Genomic DNA, 18,391 nt, shown 5'->3' on the forward strand with positions numbered 1-18,391 from the left:
AAGTTATTAAAGTCCAAAAAAAATCCAAATTTCAATCTTTAAATTGAAATTTGGATATAGATACATTTTACATTTTATAATTATACTCTAACAATGTTGGCTCCAAGTGCACGAAGTCTTTCATCAATGCGTTCGTAACCTCTATCAATTTGTTCAATATTTTGAATAGTTGATGTTCCTTTTGCAGAAAGCGCAGCAATTAATAATGAAATTCCAGCTCTAATATCAGGAGAAGACATAACTGTTGCTTTTAGTTGAGATTTAAAATTATGTCCCATAACCACAGCTCTGTGCGGATCGCAAAGCATAATTTTTGCGCCCATATCGATTAGTTTATCCACGAAGAATAAACGACTTTCAAACATTTTTTGATGAATTAACACATCTCCATCAGCTTGTGTAGCAACAACCAAAACAATGCTCAATAAATCAGGTGTAAATCCTGGCCAAGGTGCATCGGCAATGGTTAAAATTGAACCATCAATATCTGTTTTTATTTGATAACCTTTTGTATGTGCAGGAATATAAATATCATCATCTCTTCTTTCAAGAGTAATACCTAATTTTCTAAAGACATTTGGAATAACTCCTAAATTATCCCAAGAAACATTTTTAATTGTAATCTCACTTCTTGTCATAGCCGCAAGACCAATCCAAGAACCAATTTCAATCATATCGGGTAAAATTCTGTGAGTACAACCACCAAGTGATTCAACTCCTTCTATAATTAACATATTAGAACCAACACCTTTTATGTTTGCACCCATTGAGTTCAACATTTTACACAATTGTTGCAAATAAGGTTCACAAGCAGCATTATAAATTGTTGTTGTTCCTTCTGCTAAAACAGCAGCCATAACAATGTTAGCTGTTCCAGTAACTGAAGCTTCGTCAAGCAACATGTAGGTTCCATTTAATCTTCCTTTATTTTCAACGCCATAAAAATGATCTTCTCTTTCGTATCTGAACTTTGCTCCAAGATTAATAAAACCTTCAAAATGCGTATCTAAGCGACGACGTCCAATTTTATCTCCACCAGGTTTTGGAATATAACCTTTTCCAAATCTTGCTAACAATGGTCCAACAATCATAATAGAACCGCGAAGACTTCCGCCTTCTTTTTTGAAAGCTTCTGTTTCAAGATAACCAACATTTACTTCATCTGCTTGAAAAGTTAAAGAACCATGTCCATTTTTTTGAATTTTTACTCCAAGATTACCTAATAATGTAATTAATTTATTTACATCGATAATATCTGGAATATTGTTTATTGTTACTTTTTCATGAGTTAATAAAACAGCACACAATATCTGTAATGCTTCATTTTTTGCTCCTTGTGGTTGTACTTCACCTTTTAATTGAATTCCACCTTCTATTTTGAATGTACCCATTTGTTTAAAGAAAATTTCTGAGTTTATTAATTGTTTTTACGTTGAAAGGGTTTTTTACTTTTATTCTTGTTCTTTGTATTTTGAACATTACTTTTATTAGAAGTTTTTTTATTTGTTCGCAACAAATCAGATGTATTTAATAATTCTTCATCGCTTTGCAGTAGATTTATTTTCCCTTTTGAAAGTTCATAAAGGTGTTCAAAAATCACTGAATCTGTTACAGTATCTTTGTTCCAACTAAGGAAAGATTTTTTCATATGATTTGCAATAACTTTTATTAAAGCACTTTTCATATCGCCATCATCCCAACTGTTAGCCACATCAATCATGTAGGTAATATTATTACCATAGAAGCGGTATTTTGGGTTTTTTTGTGGATAATCTAATTTATCAGGCTTTAAATTTATTACCTCTCGAGTTGGAACTGGATATGGAGAATCTACATCCAATTTAAAATCAGACATAATAAATATCTGATCCCATAATTTATGTTGAAAATCAGGAACATCACGTAAATGAGGATTTAAACTTCCCATTACCTGAATAATATAATTTGCAGCTTTGTTTCGCTCATCTCTATCTTCAATAACAGTTGCCTGATCAATCAATTTTTGTAAATGACGACCATATTCAGGAATAATTAAATGTGGACGTTCTGCATTATATTCTAAATGATGAACTACATCATTAGCGTTTTCTTTTATATATTTTTGATTCATCTTTAAAGTGAAATTATACCATCAATATTAGAAACTTCAATATACTTTTCTACAACATCATCAGGTGTTTTCATTGTAACATTTACTGATAAACTTGTATATTTTCCAGTTTTTGATTGATGTGTTTGTATTACAGCACCCATATTATCGAAAGCGTTTTCTACTTCTTCAATTTTTTTGGGATCTGTTGGAACTATAAATTTATATAAATATTCACTTGGCCAATTGGAAGTATTATTTAATTCTTCTTTAAGTCTAATGTAAAATTCTTCTGTTTTCTTATCCATTTGAGGTAATTATACGCAAATATACTATTTTGGAATTACAATTAATAATTACTCATTATTTACCTAAATTAATTTCTTTAAAATATATCGATGTATTAAAAAGGTTATTTTAAATACTTTCAATAAATTTGCGGCTTATTTCAAAATTTTGGAAAAAGAAATTATTGTAATTACTGGCGGACCAGGAACTGGAAAAACAACTATAATCGATGGACTAATCGAACAAGGTTACTCATGTTTTCCTGAAATTTCTAGACAAATTACTATGGAGGCCAAAAAACAAGGAATTGAACAATTATTTCTCGAAAAACCACTTTTGTTCAGCGAACTTTTGCTTGAAGGAAGAAAAAAACAATTTGAAAATGCCATTCAAGATTCAAATGATATTGTTTTTTTAGACCGTGGTGTTCCTGACATTTTAGCTTATATGCATTATATTGGTGACAGTTACCCAGCTTTTTTTGATCAAGCTTGTATTGATATTAAATATTCCAAAATCTTTGTGTTACCGCCATGGGAAGAAATTTATATTAGTGATGAAGCTCGTTATGAAAATTTTGAACAAGCAAAATTGATTTTCGACCATCTGAAAGAAACTTATAAAAAATACAACTACGAATTAATTGAAGTCCCAACCGGCACTATTGAAGACAGGATTCAATTTATTTTAAATAAGTTGTCTTAAATTTTATTCTTTTATTTATTTTAAATTTCATTAGCTTTGATAAACTCAAAGAAATTATCTTTTATAAATGTCTAAAGCATTAGAAATCCTTAAACTTTATTGGAAACACGATTCTTTTAGACCACTTCAAGAAGACATTATCAATTCGGTTATTGAAGGAAAAGATACTTTTGCATTAATGCCAACTGGCGGAGGAAAATCGATTTGTTTTCAAATTCCAGCAATGATTAATGATGGATTATGCTTGGTGATTTCTCCTTTGGTAGCATTAATGAAAGACCAAGTTCAAAATCTTCAAAACAAAGGAATAAAAGCAATTGCTTTGACTGGTGGAATAAATGAAAACGAAATTATAGAATTACTGGATAATTGTCAGTATGGAAATTACAAATTTCTATATATTTCTCCTGAACGTTTGCAAAGTGATTGGATTTTGGAACGCATTAAAAATCTACCTTTAAATCTAATTGCAATTGACGAAGCACATTGCGTTTCACAATGGGGACATGATTTTAGACCTGCATATTTAAAAATAAACCAATTAAAAGAGTATTTTCCAAGCATTCCTTTCTTGGCTTTGACTGCTACTGCTACTCAGCGAGTTCAAAATGATATTATTGAAAAACTTGAACTTAATGATTGTCAAATATTTTCAAAATCATTTGCAAGAGAAAATTTGGCTTATATGGTTTTTGAAGTTGAAGATAAAATATATTTGGCTCAACAAATCCTAAAAAAAAATCCAGAATCTTCTATTATATATGTAACCAATAGAAAATCATGTATTGATATTTCAAACCAATTAGATAATCTTGGTTTTACTTCTACCTATTATCACGGCGGATTAACTCCAAAAGATAAAGAAAACCATATGAAACTTTGGATGAATGAAAAAGTTCAAGTTATGGTTGCTACAAATGCTTTTGGAATGGGAATTGACAAAGCCAATGTAAAAACAATAATTCATTTACATTTACCAAGTAATTTAGAAAATTATTATCAAGAAGCAGGACGTGCAGGCAGAAATGGAGATAAATCATTTGCAGTTTTATTAGCAAACCCATCTGATTTAATTCATGCTGAATCACAATTCATTTATGTTTTACCGGATAAAGATTTTCTAAATTTGGTTTTCAACAAATTATGCAATTTTCTCAGAATAGCTTATGGTGAAGGAATTAATGAACAATTTAATTTTAATTTTCATCAATTTTGCATCCAATATGATTTACCTTCTTTGAAAACTTATAATGCTTTACAATTTTTAGACAATCAGGGAATCATTACTTTCAATCAAGAATTTTCAGAAAAAATAACAATTCAATTTCTAATATCTTCAAAAGAATTAATTCGATACATTAGTTTGAATTCAAATGATGAAGAAATCATTTTAACAATTTTAAGAACCTATCCTGGCATTTATGATCTGCAAACTAATTTTAATCTTAAACTGATTTCAAAAAAATCAAATTCATCAGAAGAAAAAGTTCTAAGACTTTTAGAAAAATTAAAAGAAAAAAACATCATTGAATTAATTTCCAAAAAAAATGATTCAATAATTACTTTCAATGAAGTAAGAGAAGATGAAAGAACGATTAATCGTGTTACCAAATCATTAGAGCAAATTAATTCTTTAAAAATTCAACAGCTTAAATCTGTAATTGAATATGCAACCAATAATAAAGAATGTAAAAACAAAACACTTCTCGCCTATTTTGGTGAAACTGTTGAGCAAGATTGTGGTATTTGTTCCTATTGCATAAACAAAGAAACCCATAAAAAAGATAATTCAAATTTGATTACCAAAATCATTGAATTTTTAAAAAAAGATGATTTAAGTTCAAGAGAAATTCAAAAGAATACTAAATCAAAAGAAGATGATGTTATTTTTGCACTACAAACTTTAATGGAAGAAGACATAATAACGATTAAACCGAATAATTTATATTCGTTAAAAAAGAAATAGATGGAAAAACTACGAATAGTTTTCATGGGAACACCCGAATTTGCTGTTGGGATTTTAGAAACAATCATCAAAAATAATTATGAAGTTGTTGGTGTAATTACTGCTGCTGACAAACCTGCTGGTCGAGGACAAAAGATAAAATACTCAGCCGTAAAAGAATTTGCTCTTGAAAATAATTTGAAGTTATTGCAACCAACAAATCTAAAAGATGAAAGTTTTTTGGAAGAATTAAAAAAATTGAATGCAAATCTTCAAGTTGTTGTTGCTTTCAGAATGCTTCCTGAAGTAGTTTGGAGAATGCCAAAATATGGTACATTTAATTTACACGCGTCTTTGTTGCCAAATTACCGTGGAGCTGCGCCTATAAATTGGGCGATTATTAATGGCGAAACAAAAACTGGGGTAACAACTTTTTTTATTGATGAAAAAATTGATACTGGCGCAATGATTCTATCAGAAGAAATTGAAATTACTCCAAATGAAAATGCTGGAGAATTACATGATAGATTAATGTTATTAGGAAGTGATGCTGTTGTAAAAACACTTTCATTAATAGAAAATGGAAATATTGAAACTACAATTCAAAAAGATACTGTCGGAATAAAAACTGCTTATAAACTCAACAAAGAAAATTGTAAAATTGATTGGACTAAAACAGGAACTGAAATTCATAATTTAATTCGAGGACTATCTCCATATCCATGTGCTTGGTGTTTTTTTGTTGATGGAAATAATGAATGGAACGTAAAAATTTATGATGCTAATTATATTGAAGAAAAACATCATTTAGAAATCGGCAAAATTATTTCATCTAAAAAAGAAATAAAAGTTGCCGTTAAAAATGGATTTATTTTTATAAACTCATTACAATTTCCTGGGAAAAAGAAAATGAACACTTCAGAATTGCTAAATGGCATTCAATTTTCTGGTCTAGCACAAGCAAAATAAGGCAGTCAAAGCAAAATCATCGACAAAAAGCATAGGTTTATCAACAAATGTTTTAAGTTATCAACAAAAAAGTCAAAAAAACCCCAAATCTCTTGCGTGGTAAGGAATTCCTATTAATTTTGTTTATTATAACTTAATGTTTAACCAACAATTAATAACTATTATTATGAACAAATCAGAATTAATCGATGCAATTGCAGCTGACGCTGGTATCACAAAAGCTGCTGCAAAATTGGCTTTAGAATCATTTTTAGGAAATGTAAGTGGAACTTTGAAAAAAGGAGGAAGAGTTTCTTTAGTAGGTTTCGGATCATGGTCAGTATCTAAAAGAGCTGCAAGAGATGGAAGAAATCCACAAACTGGAAAAACTATCAAAATCAAAGCTAAAAATGTAGTTAAATTTAAAGCTGGTGCTGAATTAGATGGTGCAGTAAACTAATATTAGTTTCACTAAAAATATTTTAAAACCACATCAATTGATGTGGTTTTTTTGTTTTTTTTAGGTATTGATTAGCTTTTACAAATACTTTTTCCTAATTTTAATCAAAATTTGATGGAAAATGATTTCAGAAAAATTAAAAAAAGGCACTCTACTTATATCAGAACCTTCAATAATTGGTGACTTATCTTTTAATCGTTCTGTTATATTGTTAGCAGACCATAATAATGATGGCTCTGTGGGTTTTATCATTAACAAACCATTGGATTATTCTATACATGATTTGATTCCTGAAGTAAATTCAAATTTCACCGTTTATAATGGTGGTCCAGTTGAACAAGACAATTTGTACTTTATTCATAATGTTCCTGAACTTATACCCAATAGTATTGAAATTTCTAATGGAATATTTTGGGGTGGTGATTTTGAAACTACAAAAAATTTAATCAACAACAACGAAATCAAAAAACACAATATCCGTTTCTTTCTTGGATACTCAGGATGGGAAAGCAATCAATTAGAAAATGAAATGCTTGCTAGCTCATGGATTGTCATTAAAAACAATCACGGAAACAAAATTTTAAAAAAATCTGTTAGTGATTTTTGGAAAGAAAAGATTATTGAACTTGGTGGTGATTATTTAATATGGTCTAATGCTCCAGAAAATCCTATACTTAATTAATAGATATTGATTGGTTTAATTTTTCCAATAGCCTTTCTGAAAAAACACTTCCAAAGTCTTTTTTTCTATATTTTGAAATAGGTTGAATTCCTGCAATCACATTTGTAATAAATAATTCGTCTGCCTTTTGCAAATCGAAAGGCGAAATGCTTTCTTCTTTGAATTCAATTTCAGGAAATAATTTCAATAACTGAATAATTTGTTTTCTCATAATTCCATTTAGACAACCATCTGAAATTGGTGGAGTAATTAATCTGTAATTAGTGAGCATAAAAATATTTCCAGAAATTGTTTCAATAACATTCTTTTCGTCGTTTAACATTATACAAGAATCAAATTCATTTTCCTTAGCAAAAACGCTAGCAACAACTTGAGTTATTTTACTTGTAGTTTTAAGAGTTGATAATAGTTGTTTTGGAATGTGATTATCTTTATATAAATCAACTTCAAATTTTTTATCTTTAATAAAATAGGCTTTGCTTTCTAAATCAGTTGCCTGAATAACAAAAGAAATTGAGTTAGTTTGCGGACTGTAAAAACCTCCTTCATTCCTATAAACTGTGAATCTAACACGAGCAGAATTATTCAAATTTAATTCATTCACTAAAATCATAATCTGATTTTCTAAATACTCTAATGTAAAACTCATAGGAATTTCCATCCTAACAATTCTCATTGAAGCCATTAATCTAAAATAATGATCTTCAAAAAAAAGTATTTTCCCGTTTACAACTTTCATCGTCTCAAAAACACCATCACCAAATAAAAAAGAACGATTGGAATTTGAAATTTGAAAATCTGAATCAACTAATGTACCGTTAAAATTTACCATAAAAAAACCGCTTTGCAATTAATACAAAACGGTGCAAATATAAGTTATTCTTATAATTTAGTTTGAGCCTATCACGTGTTTTAAATCGGAAACTTGATTTTCCCACAATAATTTTGCTTCCTCAATTTCATCTTCAGGAGCGAAATCAACAACCAATAAAGAAACATCTTTAGTAATTTCATCCTCTAATATTCTCAATTCAAAATAAAAGTCTGTATCTTTTTTATCCTCATCAACCCATTTAAATTTTACTTTTTCGCCACTTTTTTTAGAAGCCAATCTTGCAAATTCTTCAACATCATCCCATATAAAAGTGAAAAATTCTCCTCTCGAATTCACTTTATCAGCAAACCATTCTTGTAGACCTGAAGGATTTGAAATATATTGATATAATAATTGAGGTGATGAATTTATTGGAAATTCTAACTCATATCTAATTTTAGTTTCCATACTTTGATTTAAATTTTGGGAAATATATAGAATTATCTATCAAAAAAAAAACGTTTTTTAAAAATAAAAAAAATACACAATTAATGTTTGCAACCATTAATAATAATTTTATATTTGCACCCGCTAACTAATGGCGAGGTAGCTCAGTTGGTTAGAGCGCAGGATTCATAACCCTGAGGTCGGGAGTTCAAATCTCCCTCTCGCTACATTAAAACTCCATCTTAAATTTAAGGTGGAGTTTTTTTATATCCATTTTTTACTTACTATTTATCTTATTATAATACATTAACGATGTATTTTGTCGATTAAATTTGCATTTAATCTATATTTCTTTCAAAAAAAATATTTAATTATTGTAATATTTATCATAAATATTTTAATTAAAAGTGCATTTCATCGATTTTTTAATGCTTTTTGTCGATTTTTTTAATGTTTTGTATAAATTTGAAATGTCAAAACAAAATAAAATAACATATCTTAAAATTTGAGTTATGGAAAAAATGCAAATTAGATTGGAAAATTGGTATATAATGTTGATTACATTATTTGTAATTAATATTGGATACACACAAACACAAAGAATATACACAACTTCAGGTACTTTTACTCCTCCTGCAGGAGTTAGTACAATTCAAGTTGAAGCTTATGGAGCTGGCGGCGGCGGCGGATATGGCGGCACATCAAATAAAGATGGCGGCGGCGGCGGCGGCGGCGGCGGATTTTCAAAAAATACTTCAATCTCTGTTTCAGCCGGAACAACCTACACTATAACAATAGGTACATTAGGATTAGGTTCTACATCTAGTGTGTCTCCAAATGGTGGTAATGGTGGTAATACAACTGCTACTTTTGGCTCAACAACAATTACTGCAAACGGTGGAATTGGTGGATTTGGCTATTCAAATGGTGGTGCTGGAGGAACAGGAGGAACAGGATCTACTTTTAATGGTGGTGCTGGTGGTGCTGGACTTAACGGCCAAGGAAGTGGTGGTGGCGGTGGAGCTGCTGGTACTTCAGGTAATGGTGGAATTGGATCTGTACCAACTGGTGGAAGTGCTGGAGGTGGAAACGCTGGTGCTGGAGGTAATGGAACTACTTCGCCGACAGGTGTTGGTTTATCATCATTGACAAATTATGGTGGTGGTGGTGGTGGTGGTACCAAAAATTCTTCTGGAGGAAATGGTGCTAATGGATATATGATTATCACTTATACTTGTCCAACATATTCTTTAACAAATGCAACGACATCAAATAGTCCTATATGTGTAGGTTCATCTGCATTAGTAAATTTAAATTCATCAAATTTAGGAACAGGAACTTACACGGTAACTTTTAATTTAAGTGGAGCTACAAATTCAACAGGAAACACTTCAACAATGAATTTCGTAGCAGGAAACCCTGGGTCAGGTACTTTTTCTACTCCTATTTTAAACATTGGTGTAACTAACATAACTATTACTAATCTTTCATCATCAAATTGTAGTAACAGTATAAATTCATTTAATACTACAAGTGTTACTGCTAATCTACCTTCTACTGCAAATGCAGGAAATAATATAGTAGCTTGTTCGTCAGATTTATTAATTCCAATTACATCTGGTTCAAGTGCTTCAAATTATATTTCTGTTACATGGACTTCAAATGGAACTGGAACTTTTACAAATCCAAATTCATTAACAAATTGTTTCTATACCCCAAGTTCAGATGATATAATTGCTGGGAATATAACTATAACTCTGACTTCTACAAGCACAGGTTGTGCGGATGCAACATCCAACAAAAACTTAACTTTAGTTAATGCACCTGTAGCAAATGCAGGAATAGAAATGAGCACATGTTCTTCGAACGGATCAATTAACGTAACTGATAACTCGAGTGCCTCAAACTATACATCTTTAGAATGGACATCAAGTGGAACTGGAACTTTTACTAACTCAAATTCATTATCTGATTGTTTTTATACTCCTAGTGCTGATGATATTACAGCAGGAAGTGTTACTTTAACTCTAACAGCTTATGGAAACGCTCCATGTTTAAGTTCTTCTGCTTCTAAAAATTTAATTATCAGTCAACCTATTGTTGCCGATGCTGGTGCTAATTTTTACACCTGTTATACATCAGGAGATTTTGACATTGCAACAGATGCAACTGCATCTAACTTCACTTCAGTAACATGGACTTCAGATGGGACAGGTACTCTAACAAATGAAAATTCATTAACTACTTGTACTTATTTACCAAGTGTAACAGATATTTCAACAGGTTACGTAACTTTTACTCTTACAGCTTCAAATTTAGGTTGTTCAGACATAACTTCTACAAAAACAGTCATTATGATTTCATCTCCAACAGCTGATGCTGGATCTGAAATTAACACATGTTCCTCTACTGGAGCTGTTAACATAACAGCTGGTTCAAATGCAACTAACTATTCTTATGTTGAATGGTCTTCTAATGGTACTGGTAGTTTTACTGATTCTAATTCTTTGACTGATTGTACCTATACTCCAAGTGCTGATGATATTACAGCAGGAAGTGTTATTTTAACTCTAACTGCTTATGGAAACTCACCTTGCGCTAGTACAACAGTTATTAAAAATTTAATTATTAGCCAACCAGTTGTAGTTGATGCAGGTATTGATTACACAACTTGTTACTCTTCTGGGGATTTAAATATTGCAACTGATGCAACTGCATCCAACTATACTTCAGTTATATGGACTTCAAATGGAACAGGTATATTCACAAATGAAAATTCATTAACTAATTGTAAATATACACCAAGTCCAACTGATATATCAACAGGTAATGTAACTTTTACAATTACAGCTTCAAATTCAGGTTGTTCAGACGTAAATGCTACTAAAACTATAACCATAATCCAATCTCCGACTGTTGATGCAGGTACTGAAATTAACACATGTGCGTCTAATGGTGCTGTTAATATAACCGCGGGTTCAAATGCAACCAACTATTCATCTGTTGAATGGTCATCTGATGGTACAGGTACTTTTTCTGACTCTAATTCTTTAACTGATTGTACTTATACTCCAAGTGCAGATGATATTACAGCAGGAAGCGTTGTTTTAACTCTTACAACTTATGGAAACGCTCCTTGTGCAAGTATAACTGCTACTAAAAACTTAACTATTAGTCAACCAATTGTAGCTGATGCTGGTGCTGATTTCACAATTTGTTACTCTTCTGGAGATTTTAATATTTCTTCAGATGCAACTGCATCTAACTATATTTCTGTTACATGGACTTCTAATGGCACAGGTACTTTTATTAATACTAATTCATTAAATAATTGTTCATACACTCCAAGTGCAACAGATATTTTAACAGGCAATGTGACTTTCACTCTTACAGCTTCAAATTCAGGTTGTTCAGACATAAATGTTAATAAAACTATTACTATTATTTCAGCTCCTACAGCTAATGCTGGAGCTCAAATAAACACTTGTTCATCTTCTGGTGCTGTTAACATAACCGCTGGTTCCAGTGCTTCTAATTATACGTCTGTTTTATGGACTTCTAATGGAACAGGTACCTTTACAAATGCTACCTCTTTAACAAATTGTACCTATACACCAAGCTCTGCTGATAATTCAGTTGGAACTGTTATTTTGACTCTTACAGCTTTTGGGAATGCGCCTTGTTCAGATGTGACTGCAACTAAAAACTTAATCATTACACAACCACTTGTTGTGTATGCAGGAGCAAATTTTACAACTTGTTACACATCAGGAAATATCAATATTGCTACTGACGCTTCTGCATTAAATTATACATCAGTTACATGGACTTCAAACGGAACTGGTACTTTTATTAATGCTAATTCATTAAATAATTGTTCATACAATCCAAGTGCAACAGATTTATCAACAGGAAATGTAATTTTTTATCTTACAGTTTCAAACCCAGGATGTTCTCAAGCAACTTCAACTAAAACAGTTATTATTAAATCTCCTCCTACAAGTCTAGCTGGAACACAAATAAATACTTGTTCGACAAATGGTGCTGTAAATATAACAGCAGGTTCAAGTGCTGCTAACTATACTTCTATTTTGTGGACATCTAGTGGAACAGGTTCTTTTTCAAATGCTAATTCTTTAACAGCATGTACCTATACTCCAAGTGCAGCTGACATTACAGCGGGTATAGTGACTTTAACACTTACAGCCAATAATTCTCCATGTACTTCTGTAAGTTCAACTAAAAACCTAATTATAAATCTTGGTCCTACAGCAATAGCAGGTTCAAATTTTTCAAATTGCTATTCAACAGGTTCTATAAATATTACTACTGGTTCTAGTGCTACCAATCAAACAAATGTTATTTGGACATCTAATGGTTCTGGAACATTTACTAATCCAAATTCTTTAACAGCATGTACTTATACCCCTAGTGCAACTGATGTTTTAGTTGGAAGTGTTTCTTTTACTCTTACTGCTTCAAATGCAGGTTGTGCAGATGCTACCTCTACTAAAACCTTAACTATTAGTTCTCAACCTACTAGCATTGCGGGATCAACTATAAACACCTGTTCTACTAGTGGTGCAGTAAATATAACAACTGGTGCAAGTGCTTCAAATTATAATTCAGTTATCTGGACTTCAAACGGTTCAGGCACATTTTCAAATGCTAATTCATTAACAACATGTACCTATACTCCTAGTGCTGCTGATATTTCAGCTGGAACTGTAACGTTAACACTTACTGCTAATGGAAACGCTCCTTGTGCTCCAGCAACTTCTACAAAAAATCTAATCATTAACCAAACTATGACTGCCCTTGCTGGTGCATCATTTACAGAATGTTCCTCAAATACATCAATAAATGTAACATCTGGAGCAAGTGCAACAAATCAAAGTATAGTTACTTGGTCTTCTAATGGTACAGGAACATTTGCAAACCAAAACTCATTGACAACTTGTACCTATACGCCTAGTGCAGCTGATATTGCTTCTGGAAGTGTAATAATTACTCTTACAGCTTCAAATTCAAGTTGTCCAAATATTACTTCATCTAAAACAATAACATTAGTATCTGCTCCAATGGTTGATGCAGGTTCAGATATTGCTACTTGTTCAACTTGTGGTACAGTAAATATTACAGCAAATTCTAGCGCTTCTAATTATACTTCAATTGTTTGGACTTCAAGTGGCACAGGAACTTTCACTAATGCAAATTCATTGACTGCATGTACTTATACACCTAGTGCTGCAGATATTACTACTAGTTTAACTCAAGGAGGTATTACATTAACTTTAACTGCTACAGGAACATCACCATGTACAACAACTATAGCTACTAAAGTTTTAGCAATTACTTCTCAAACGTTTACTTCTTCTGGCACATTTACTGTTCCTGCAGGTGTTTATCAAGTTACTGTTGAAGCTTGGGGCGGTGGTGGAAAAGGTGGTGATGGATTAAACATAGGTAACGTTGGCGGAGGTGGCGGAGGTGGCGCTTATTCAGCAAAGTCAATACCAGTTATACCTGGCAATACTTATACCGTAAATGTTGGATTAGGAGCAACAACTGTTTCGGACGGTGGTGATTCATGGTTTATTAATCAATCTACATTTTTAGCAAAAGGGGGGAAAACTGCACTTAATAATGTTACAACAGGTGCAATTGGCGGTAGTGAATCAAGTTCTATTGGTGATATTACATCTAGAGGTGGAAATGGAGCAAACGGCTTAAGTGGATCTTATGGTGGTGGTGGTGGTGCTGGTGCAGAAGCTGGTGAAAATATGGGTGTTGATGCTGTTACAAGTTTAGGTGCAATAGCGGTATGTAGTGGTGGAAATGGCGGAAATGGATACACAAATCCTAATGGTGATGGTTCTCCAGGAATTGCTCCAGGCGGCGGCGGCGGCGGCGGACGTAGAAATGGTAACAATGGTGTTAACCAAGGAACTGGCGGACGCGGTGCTGATGGAAAAGTTATCATTAAATGGCCAGTAAATGCTTTACCTTCTACTCTTACAAATGGTCCAGGTGGAGTAACATCTGATTTACAACTATGGTTACGTTCAGATTTATTAAACGGAACAACAACAGTTGCCGATAATACTCCTGTAACAACTTGGTATACACAAGCGAAAGGTGCAAATGCAATAAAACCTACAGCAGTTGGTGCTCCAGTATATCGTAACAATGCAAATTATAATATTAATTTTAATGCCGTTGTTGATTTTACAAACCCTTATAACAGTCCATCTCAAGTTTATACAGATTTAAGTAGCTCAAGACAATATTTAAAAGGAACTAATGGATACTATTCAGAAGATACTTTTGTTGTGGTTATTCCAGATGTTACAGTAACATCTGCATTAAACAGTATGGATGTTTTTGGAGGAAAAAGTTCACCATGTGCTCAAAACGCAAAATCTGGAATTTCATATGGTAATGTTGATACTAGATTTACAAACGAAGTATTGTCATATACCTCAGGAACAACTACATCATATGGTACTGCTCAAGTTAGTACAACTACTCAATACAATAGTCCTGGAATTATTAACATTAGAAATAATTCCGGTAATACAGGGATGCAGTTATATTATAACTCTAACAATATTGCAACTACTGAAGTTAACGCTTCTAAACACAGAAATATTTATGATAGTCAATATTGGATAGGAAGAAGTGAAGCTTGGGATGGAAGTTTAGATGGTAGAGTTGCTGAAGTTATCACATTCAGTTCTAGAAAAAATGATGCAACTGAAAGAACTAAAATTGAAAGTTATTTAGGAATTAAATACGGAATAACTTTAGGAGTAAATGGTACTTCACAGAATTATCTTGCTTCTGATGGAACTATAATTTGGAATGCATCAACAAATGCTGGTTTTAACAATGATATTGCCGGAATTGGAAGAGATGATGCTTCAAAGCTTAATCAAAAACAATCAAAAAGTGTTAATGCAAATTCAATTGTAACTATTGGATTAGGAACTGTAGCTACAACTAATACAGCAAATACAAATGTATTTGATACTGATAAAAAATATCTTGTTTGGGGTGATAATGGTGCAAACATGAACAATTCAGGAACTCCAGTAATATTCACATTTGGTGGTACTTCAGGTGTTACAACTTCAACTGAGGTTTTAAACAGAAAATGGAAAATTGTTGAAACTGGTGGAGACGTTGCTACTACAAAAGTTTCAGTATTAACTTCAGCTCTTGCAAATTTACCTGCTCTTTCTGGAAATGACGCCTATGTAATGGTTGTTGCTAGCGATGCTTCATTCACTACAGGACTTGAAATGACATTTTTGAAAACTAATAGTACTAAACAAGAAACTGATTATGACTTTGATGGAACCAAATATTTCACATTTGGAATTGCTCATGAAAGTAAATATACAAGACATGCAACATTTGATGGAACATCAAATATCATGAAAATGGAAGCTGTAAACAATTTAAGCAGTCCTTTTACAATGATGACTTGGGTTAGACCAACTGGAGCTAATTCACTTTCAAATGATAGAACTATTGTTTCAAAATTCAACGGAACCACTGGTTATAGAGTATTTTTGTCATCAAACAATAAAGTAAACGTTTCTTGGAGTGGTGGAACAACATTAACTTCAAATACTGTTTTACCAAATAATGAATGGCATAACGTAGCTATCATTTACTCTAGTGGTTCAATAAAATTATATATTGATGGTGTTTTAGATTCAACTGTAGCATCAACTGCTCCGGCTTCTAACACAAACTATATGTCGATTGGTGCAGAATACAGAACTAAATCTGATACAAGAAATTACTTTAAAGGTGATATTGATGAATTCAGACTTTGGAACAAAGCATTATCAATAACTGAAGTAAGATTTATTATGAATCAAGAAATACTTCAAGATGGAAGCGTTACTAAAGGAACAATCATACCAAATAGTATAACTAAAAATGATGTTAGTACTTTAAATTGGAGCAATCTTCAAGCATATTATTCTATGAATTCATTTATAGGAACTCATATAAACGATGATTCGCTAAGCAAAAATAGAGGAAATGTATTTTTACCAACTAAAACTACAATCACTATACAATCTTCTCCTCAGCCTTATGAAAGCGCTGCTAACGGATTATGGTATGATACAACTAGTTGGTTAAATGGAAGTATCCAACAAATGCCTTACAGTTTATCAATTGTTAATAACACAACTCCGATTGATTGGAATATTGTAAAAACAAATCATAACTTAGATTCATCTGGAAACAAAGTAGTATTAGGATTATTAGTCAACTCTAACACCATTAGCGCCACAAATGACTCTAAAATTGAAGTTTCACATTATTTAAAACTTGATGGAAAAATTGATTTAGTTGGAAAATCTCAATTAGTTCAAACTACTGATAGTGATTTAGATGTAACTAGTGCTGGTTCTGTTGAAAGAGATCAACAAGGTCAATCTAATAAATTTAATTACAATTATTGGTCTTCACCTGTAAGTTCAATCAATAACTCTACTATCAATCATGGTTATACAGTAGCAGGTGTTATGAAAGACGGTACAAACCCAAATAATATTCAAAATTTATTGTGGACAACTGGTATTAATAGTTCTGCGACATCACCAATCACATTAAGTAGTTACTGGATTTTTAAATTTCAAAACATCAGTAATAACTATGCAAATTGGTCTGCAGTAGGTCAAAATGGAAGTTTATTAGCAGGACAAGGATATACTTTAAAAGGAAGTAGTGCTGCTACATCTAACCAAAATTATACTTTTGTTGGTAAGCCAAACAATGGCACAATAAATTCTCCTGTGGCTGCAAATAACTTGAATCTATCTGGTAATCCATATGCTTCTGCAATCGATGCTAATAAATTCATTGATGATAACGCTTCAAGTATTGTTGGAACATTATATTTCTGGGAACACTATAGTACAAATAGTTCTCACAATACAGTTGAATATCAAGGAGGATATGCAACTTATACCAAAACAGGCGGAACTGCTCCAGTTGCTCCAGCTGGTGTAAGCGGATTAGGTTCTAGCTCAAAAGTTGCTAAAAGATTTATCCCAGTTGGACAAGGTTTCTTTGTAACTGGTTCTGCAGCTGGTGGTACAATTACTTTCAATAACTCTCAACGTTTGTTTGTTAAAGAAGATAACGCGAACTCGTTTAATTTGTTTAGAACAAATAATACAAATTTTGCTAACGCTGATGTTGCTAATAATAATTCTGAAGATAATTTCACAGAAGAGCAATTCATGAAAATCAGATTAGGATATAACTCTGCTGACAACTATCACAGACAAATATTATTAGGTTTTATGAATGATAACGCAACTAGCGGATATGATAATGGATATGATGCTTTAAGTATTGAAACTTTATCAAATGATATGTACTTCCTTAATGGAACCAATAAATTAAACATTAGCGGTGAAGGTTACTTTAATGTTGACAACATTTATCCATTAGGAGTTAAAAATGCTGTAGCTGGAAATGTGACTTTCATGGTAGACCAAAAAATAAACATAGATAACAATCAAGAAGTTTACATTTTTGATAACGTGACTAACACTTACAACAGTATTAAAGATCAAAATTTCCAAATTAATCTTCCTGCTGGAACATATGAAAATCGTTTCTCTTTAAGATTTACTGACGGAAGCTCATCTTTAGGAACTAATGATAACGAACAAACAAGCGAAATTGTTGTTTCAAACTCAATTGTTAACAATACAATTAACGTTAAAAACAACTCATTAGAATCAACTGTAAAAAGCGTTTTAGTATTCAATATGATTGGTCAACAAGTAAAAACTTGGAATGTAGAAAACCAAGACCAAAACAACATTGAATTCTCTACAAAAGGTATGAGCACTGGTACTTATATCGTGAAAGTAATTACCGATAACGGTAACATTAGCAAGAAAATCCTAATCAAATAGTATTTTATAATTTTTTTTGACGCCCCAAATCTAAAAAATCCCTGCCATGGCAGGGAT

The 18,391-nt window shown here is 31.9% G+C and carries 11 protein-coding genes and 1 tRNA gene; 7 read left to right on the top strand and 5 right to left on the bottom strand.

Annotated features, from left to right (window positions below; genetic code table 11):
• Positions 1-80 precede the first annotated feature (80 nt).
• From murA to RN605_RS06785, 3 genes are read right to left on the bottom strand one after another with little or no spacing between them, the layout of a single operon-like run.
• Positions 81-1,391, bottom strand: a complete 1,311-nt coding sequence (gene murA / locus RN605_RS06775) for a UDP-N-acetylglucosamine 1-carboxyvinyltransferase (protein ID WP_313323499.1) — start codon at positions 1,389-1,391, stop codon at positions 81-83.
• A 26-nt stretch (positions 1,392-1,417) separates the two neighbouring features.
• Positions 1,418-2,110, bottom strand: a complete 693-nt coding sequence (locus RN605_RS06780) for a DUF4290 domain-containing protein (RefSeq protein WP_313323500.1) — start codon at positions 2,108-2,110, stop codon at positions 1,418-1,420.
• A 2-nt stretch (positions 2,111-2,112) separates the two neighbouring features.
• Positions 2,113-2,397, bottom strand: a complete 285-nt coding sequence (locus RN605_RS06785; RefSeq protein WP_313323502.1) for a DUF493 family protein — start codon at positions 2,395-2,397, stop codon at positions 2,113-2,115.
• A gap of 106 nt (positions 2,398-2,503) precedes the next feature.
• Between RN605_RS06785 and RN605_RS06790 the strand changes: the two genes are divergently transcribed.
• From RN605_RS06790 to RN605_RS06810, 5 genes are all read left to right on the top strand, one after another.
• Positions 2,504-3,082: an AAA family ATPase gene (locus RN605_RS06790; protein ID WP_394853513.1), complete on the top strand. Its 579-nt coding sequence runs from the start codon at positions 2,504-2,506 to the stop codon at positions 3,080-3,082.
• A 67-nt stretch (positions 3,083-3,149) separates the two neighbouring features.
• The gene (locus RN605_RS06795) at positions 3,150-5,048 is read left to right on the top strand and encodes an ATP-dependent DNA helicase RecQ (protein WP_313323506.1); all 1,899 of its coding nucleotides are present in this window, start codon (positions 3,150-3,152) and stop codon (positions 5,046-5,048) included.
• The gene (fmt, locus tag RN605_RS06800; protein ID WP_313323507.1) at positions 5,049-5,996 is read left to right on the top strand and encodes a methionyl-tRNA formyltransferase; all 948 of its coding nucleotides are present in this window, start codon (positions 5,049-5,051) and stop codon (positions 5,994-5,996) included. It begins immediately after the preceding gene.
• Between the two features lie 166 nt (positions 5,997-6,162).
• Positions 6,163-6,435 (top strand): HU family DNA-binding protein, encoded by a 273-nt coding sequence (locus tag RN605_RS06805; RefSeq protein ID WP_313323509.1) that lies wholly within the window; start codon positions 6,163-6,165, stop codon positions 6,433-6,435.
• Positions 6,436-6,556: 121 nt separating this feature from the next.
• Positions 6,557-7,117 carry a YqgE/AlgH family protein gene (locus RN605_RS06810; RefSeq protein ID WP_313323511.1) on the top strand — a complete coding sequence of 187 codons (561 nt, stop codon included), beginning with the start codon at positions 6,557-6,559 and terminating at the stop codon, positions 7,115-7,117.
• Here the strand turns inward: RN605_RS06810 and RN605_RS06815 are convergent.
• Positions 7,110-7,949, bottom strand: coding sequence for an aminotransferase class IV (locus tag RN605_RS06815; RefSeq protein WP_313323513.1), 840 nt, complete (start codon positions 7,947-7,949; stop codon positions 7,110-7,112). The genes RN605_RS06810 and RN605_RS06815 overlap by 8 nt on opposite strands.
• Before the next feature lie 57 nt (positions 7,950-8,006).
• Entirely contained in the window at positions 8,007-8,399 is a 393-nt protein-coding gene (locus RN605_RS06820; protein ID WP_313323514.1) for an START-like domain-containing protein, read from the bottom strand.
• Between the two features lie 132 nt (positions 8,400-8,531).
• Here RN605_RS06820 and RN605_RS06825 point away from each other — a divergent pair.
• Both RN605_RS06825 and RN605_RS06830 read left to right on the top strand, forming a co-directional pair.
• Positions 8,532-8,605, top strand: a tRNA-Met gene (locus RN605_RS06825).
• A 285-nt stretch (positions 8,606-8,890) separates the two neighbouring features.
• Complete coding sequence (locus tag RN605_RS06830) at positions 8,891-18,334, top strand: LamG-like jellyroll fold domain-containing protein (RefSeq protein WP_313323516.1); 9,444 nt, start codon at positions 8,891-8,893, stop codon at positions 18,332-18,334.
• Positions 18,335-18,391: the final 57 nt, after the last annotated feature.

Origin of the sequence: Flavobacterium sp. PMTSA4, from assembly GCF_032098525.1 — a bacterium.
Taxonomy (GTDB): Bacteria; Bacteroidota; Bacteroidia; order Flavobacteriales; family Flavobacteriaceae; genus Flavobacterium; species Flavobacterium capsici.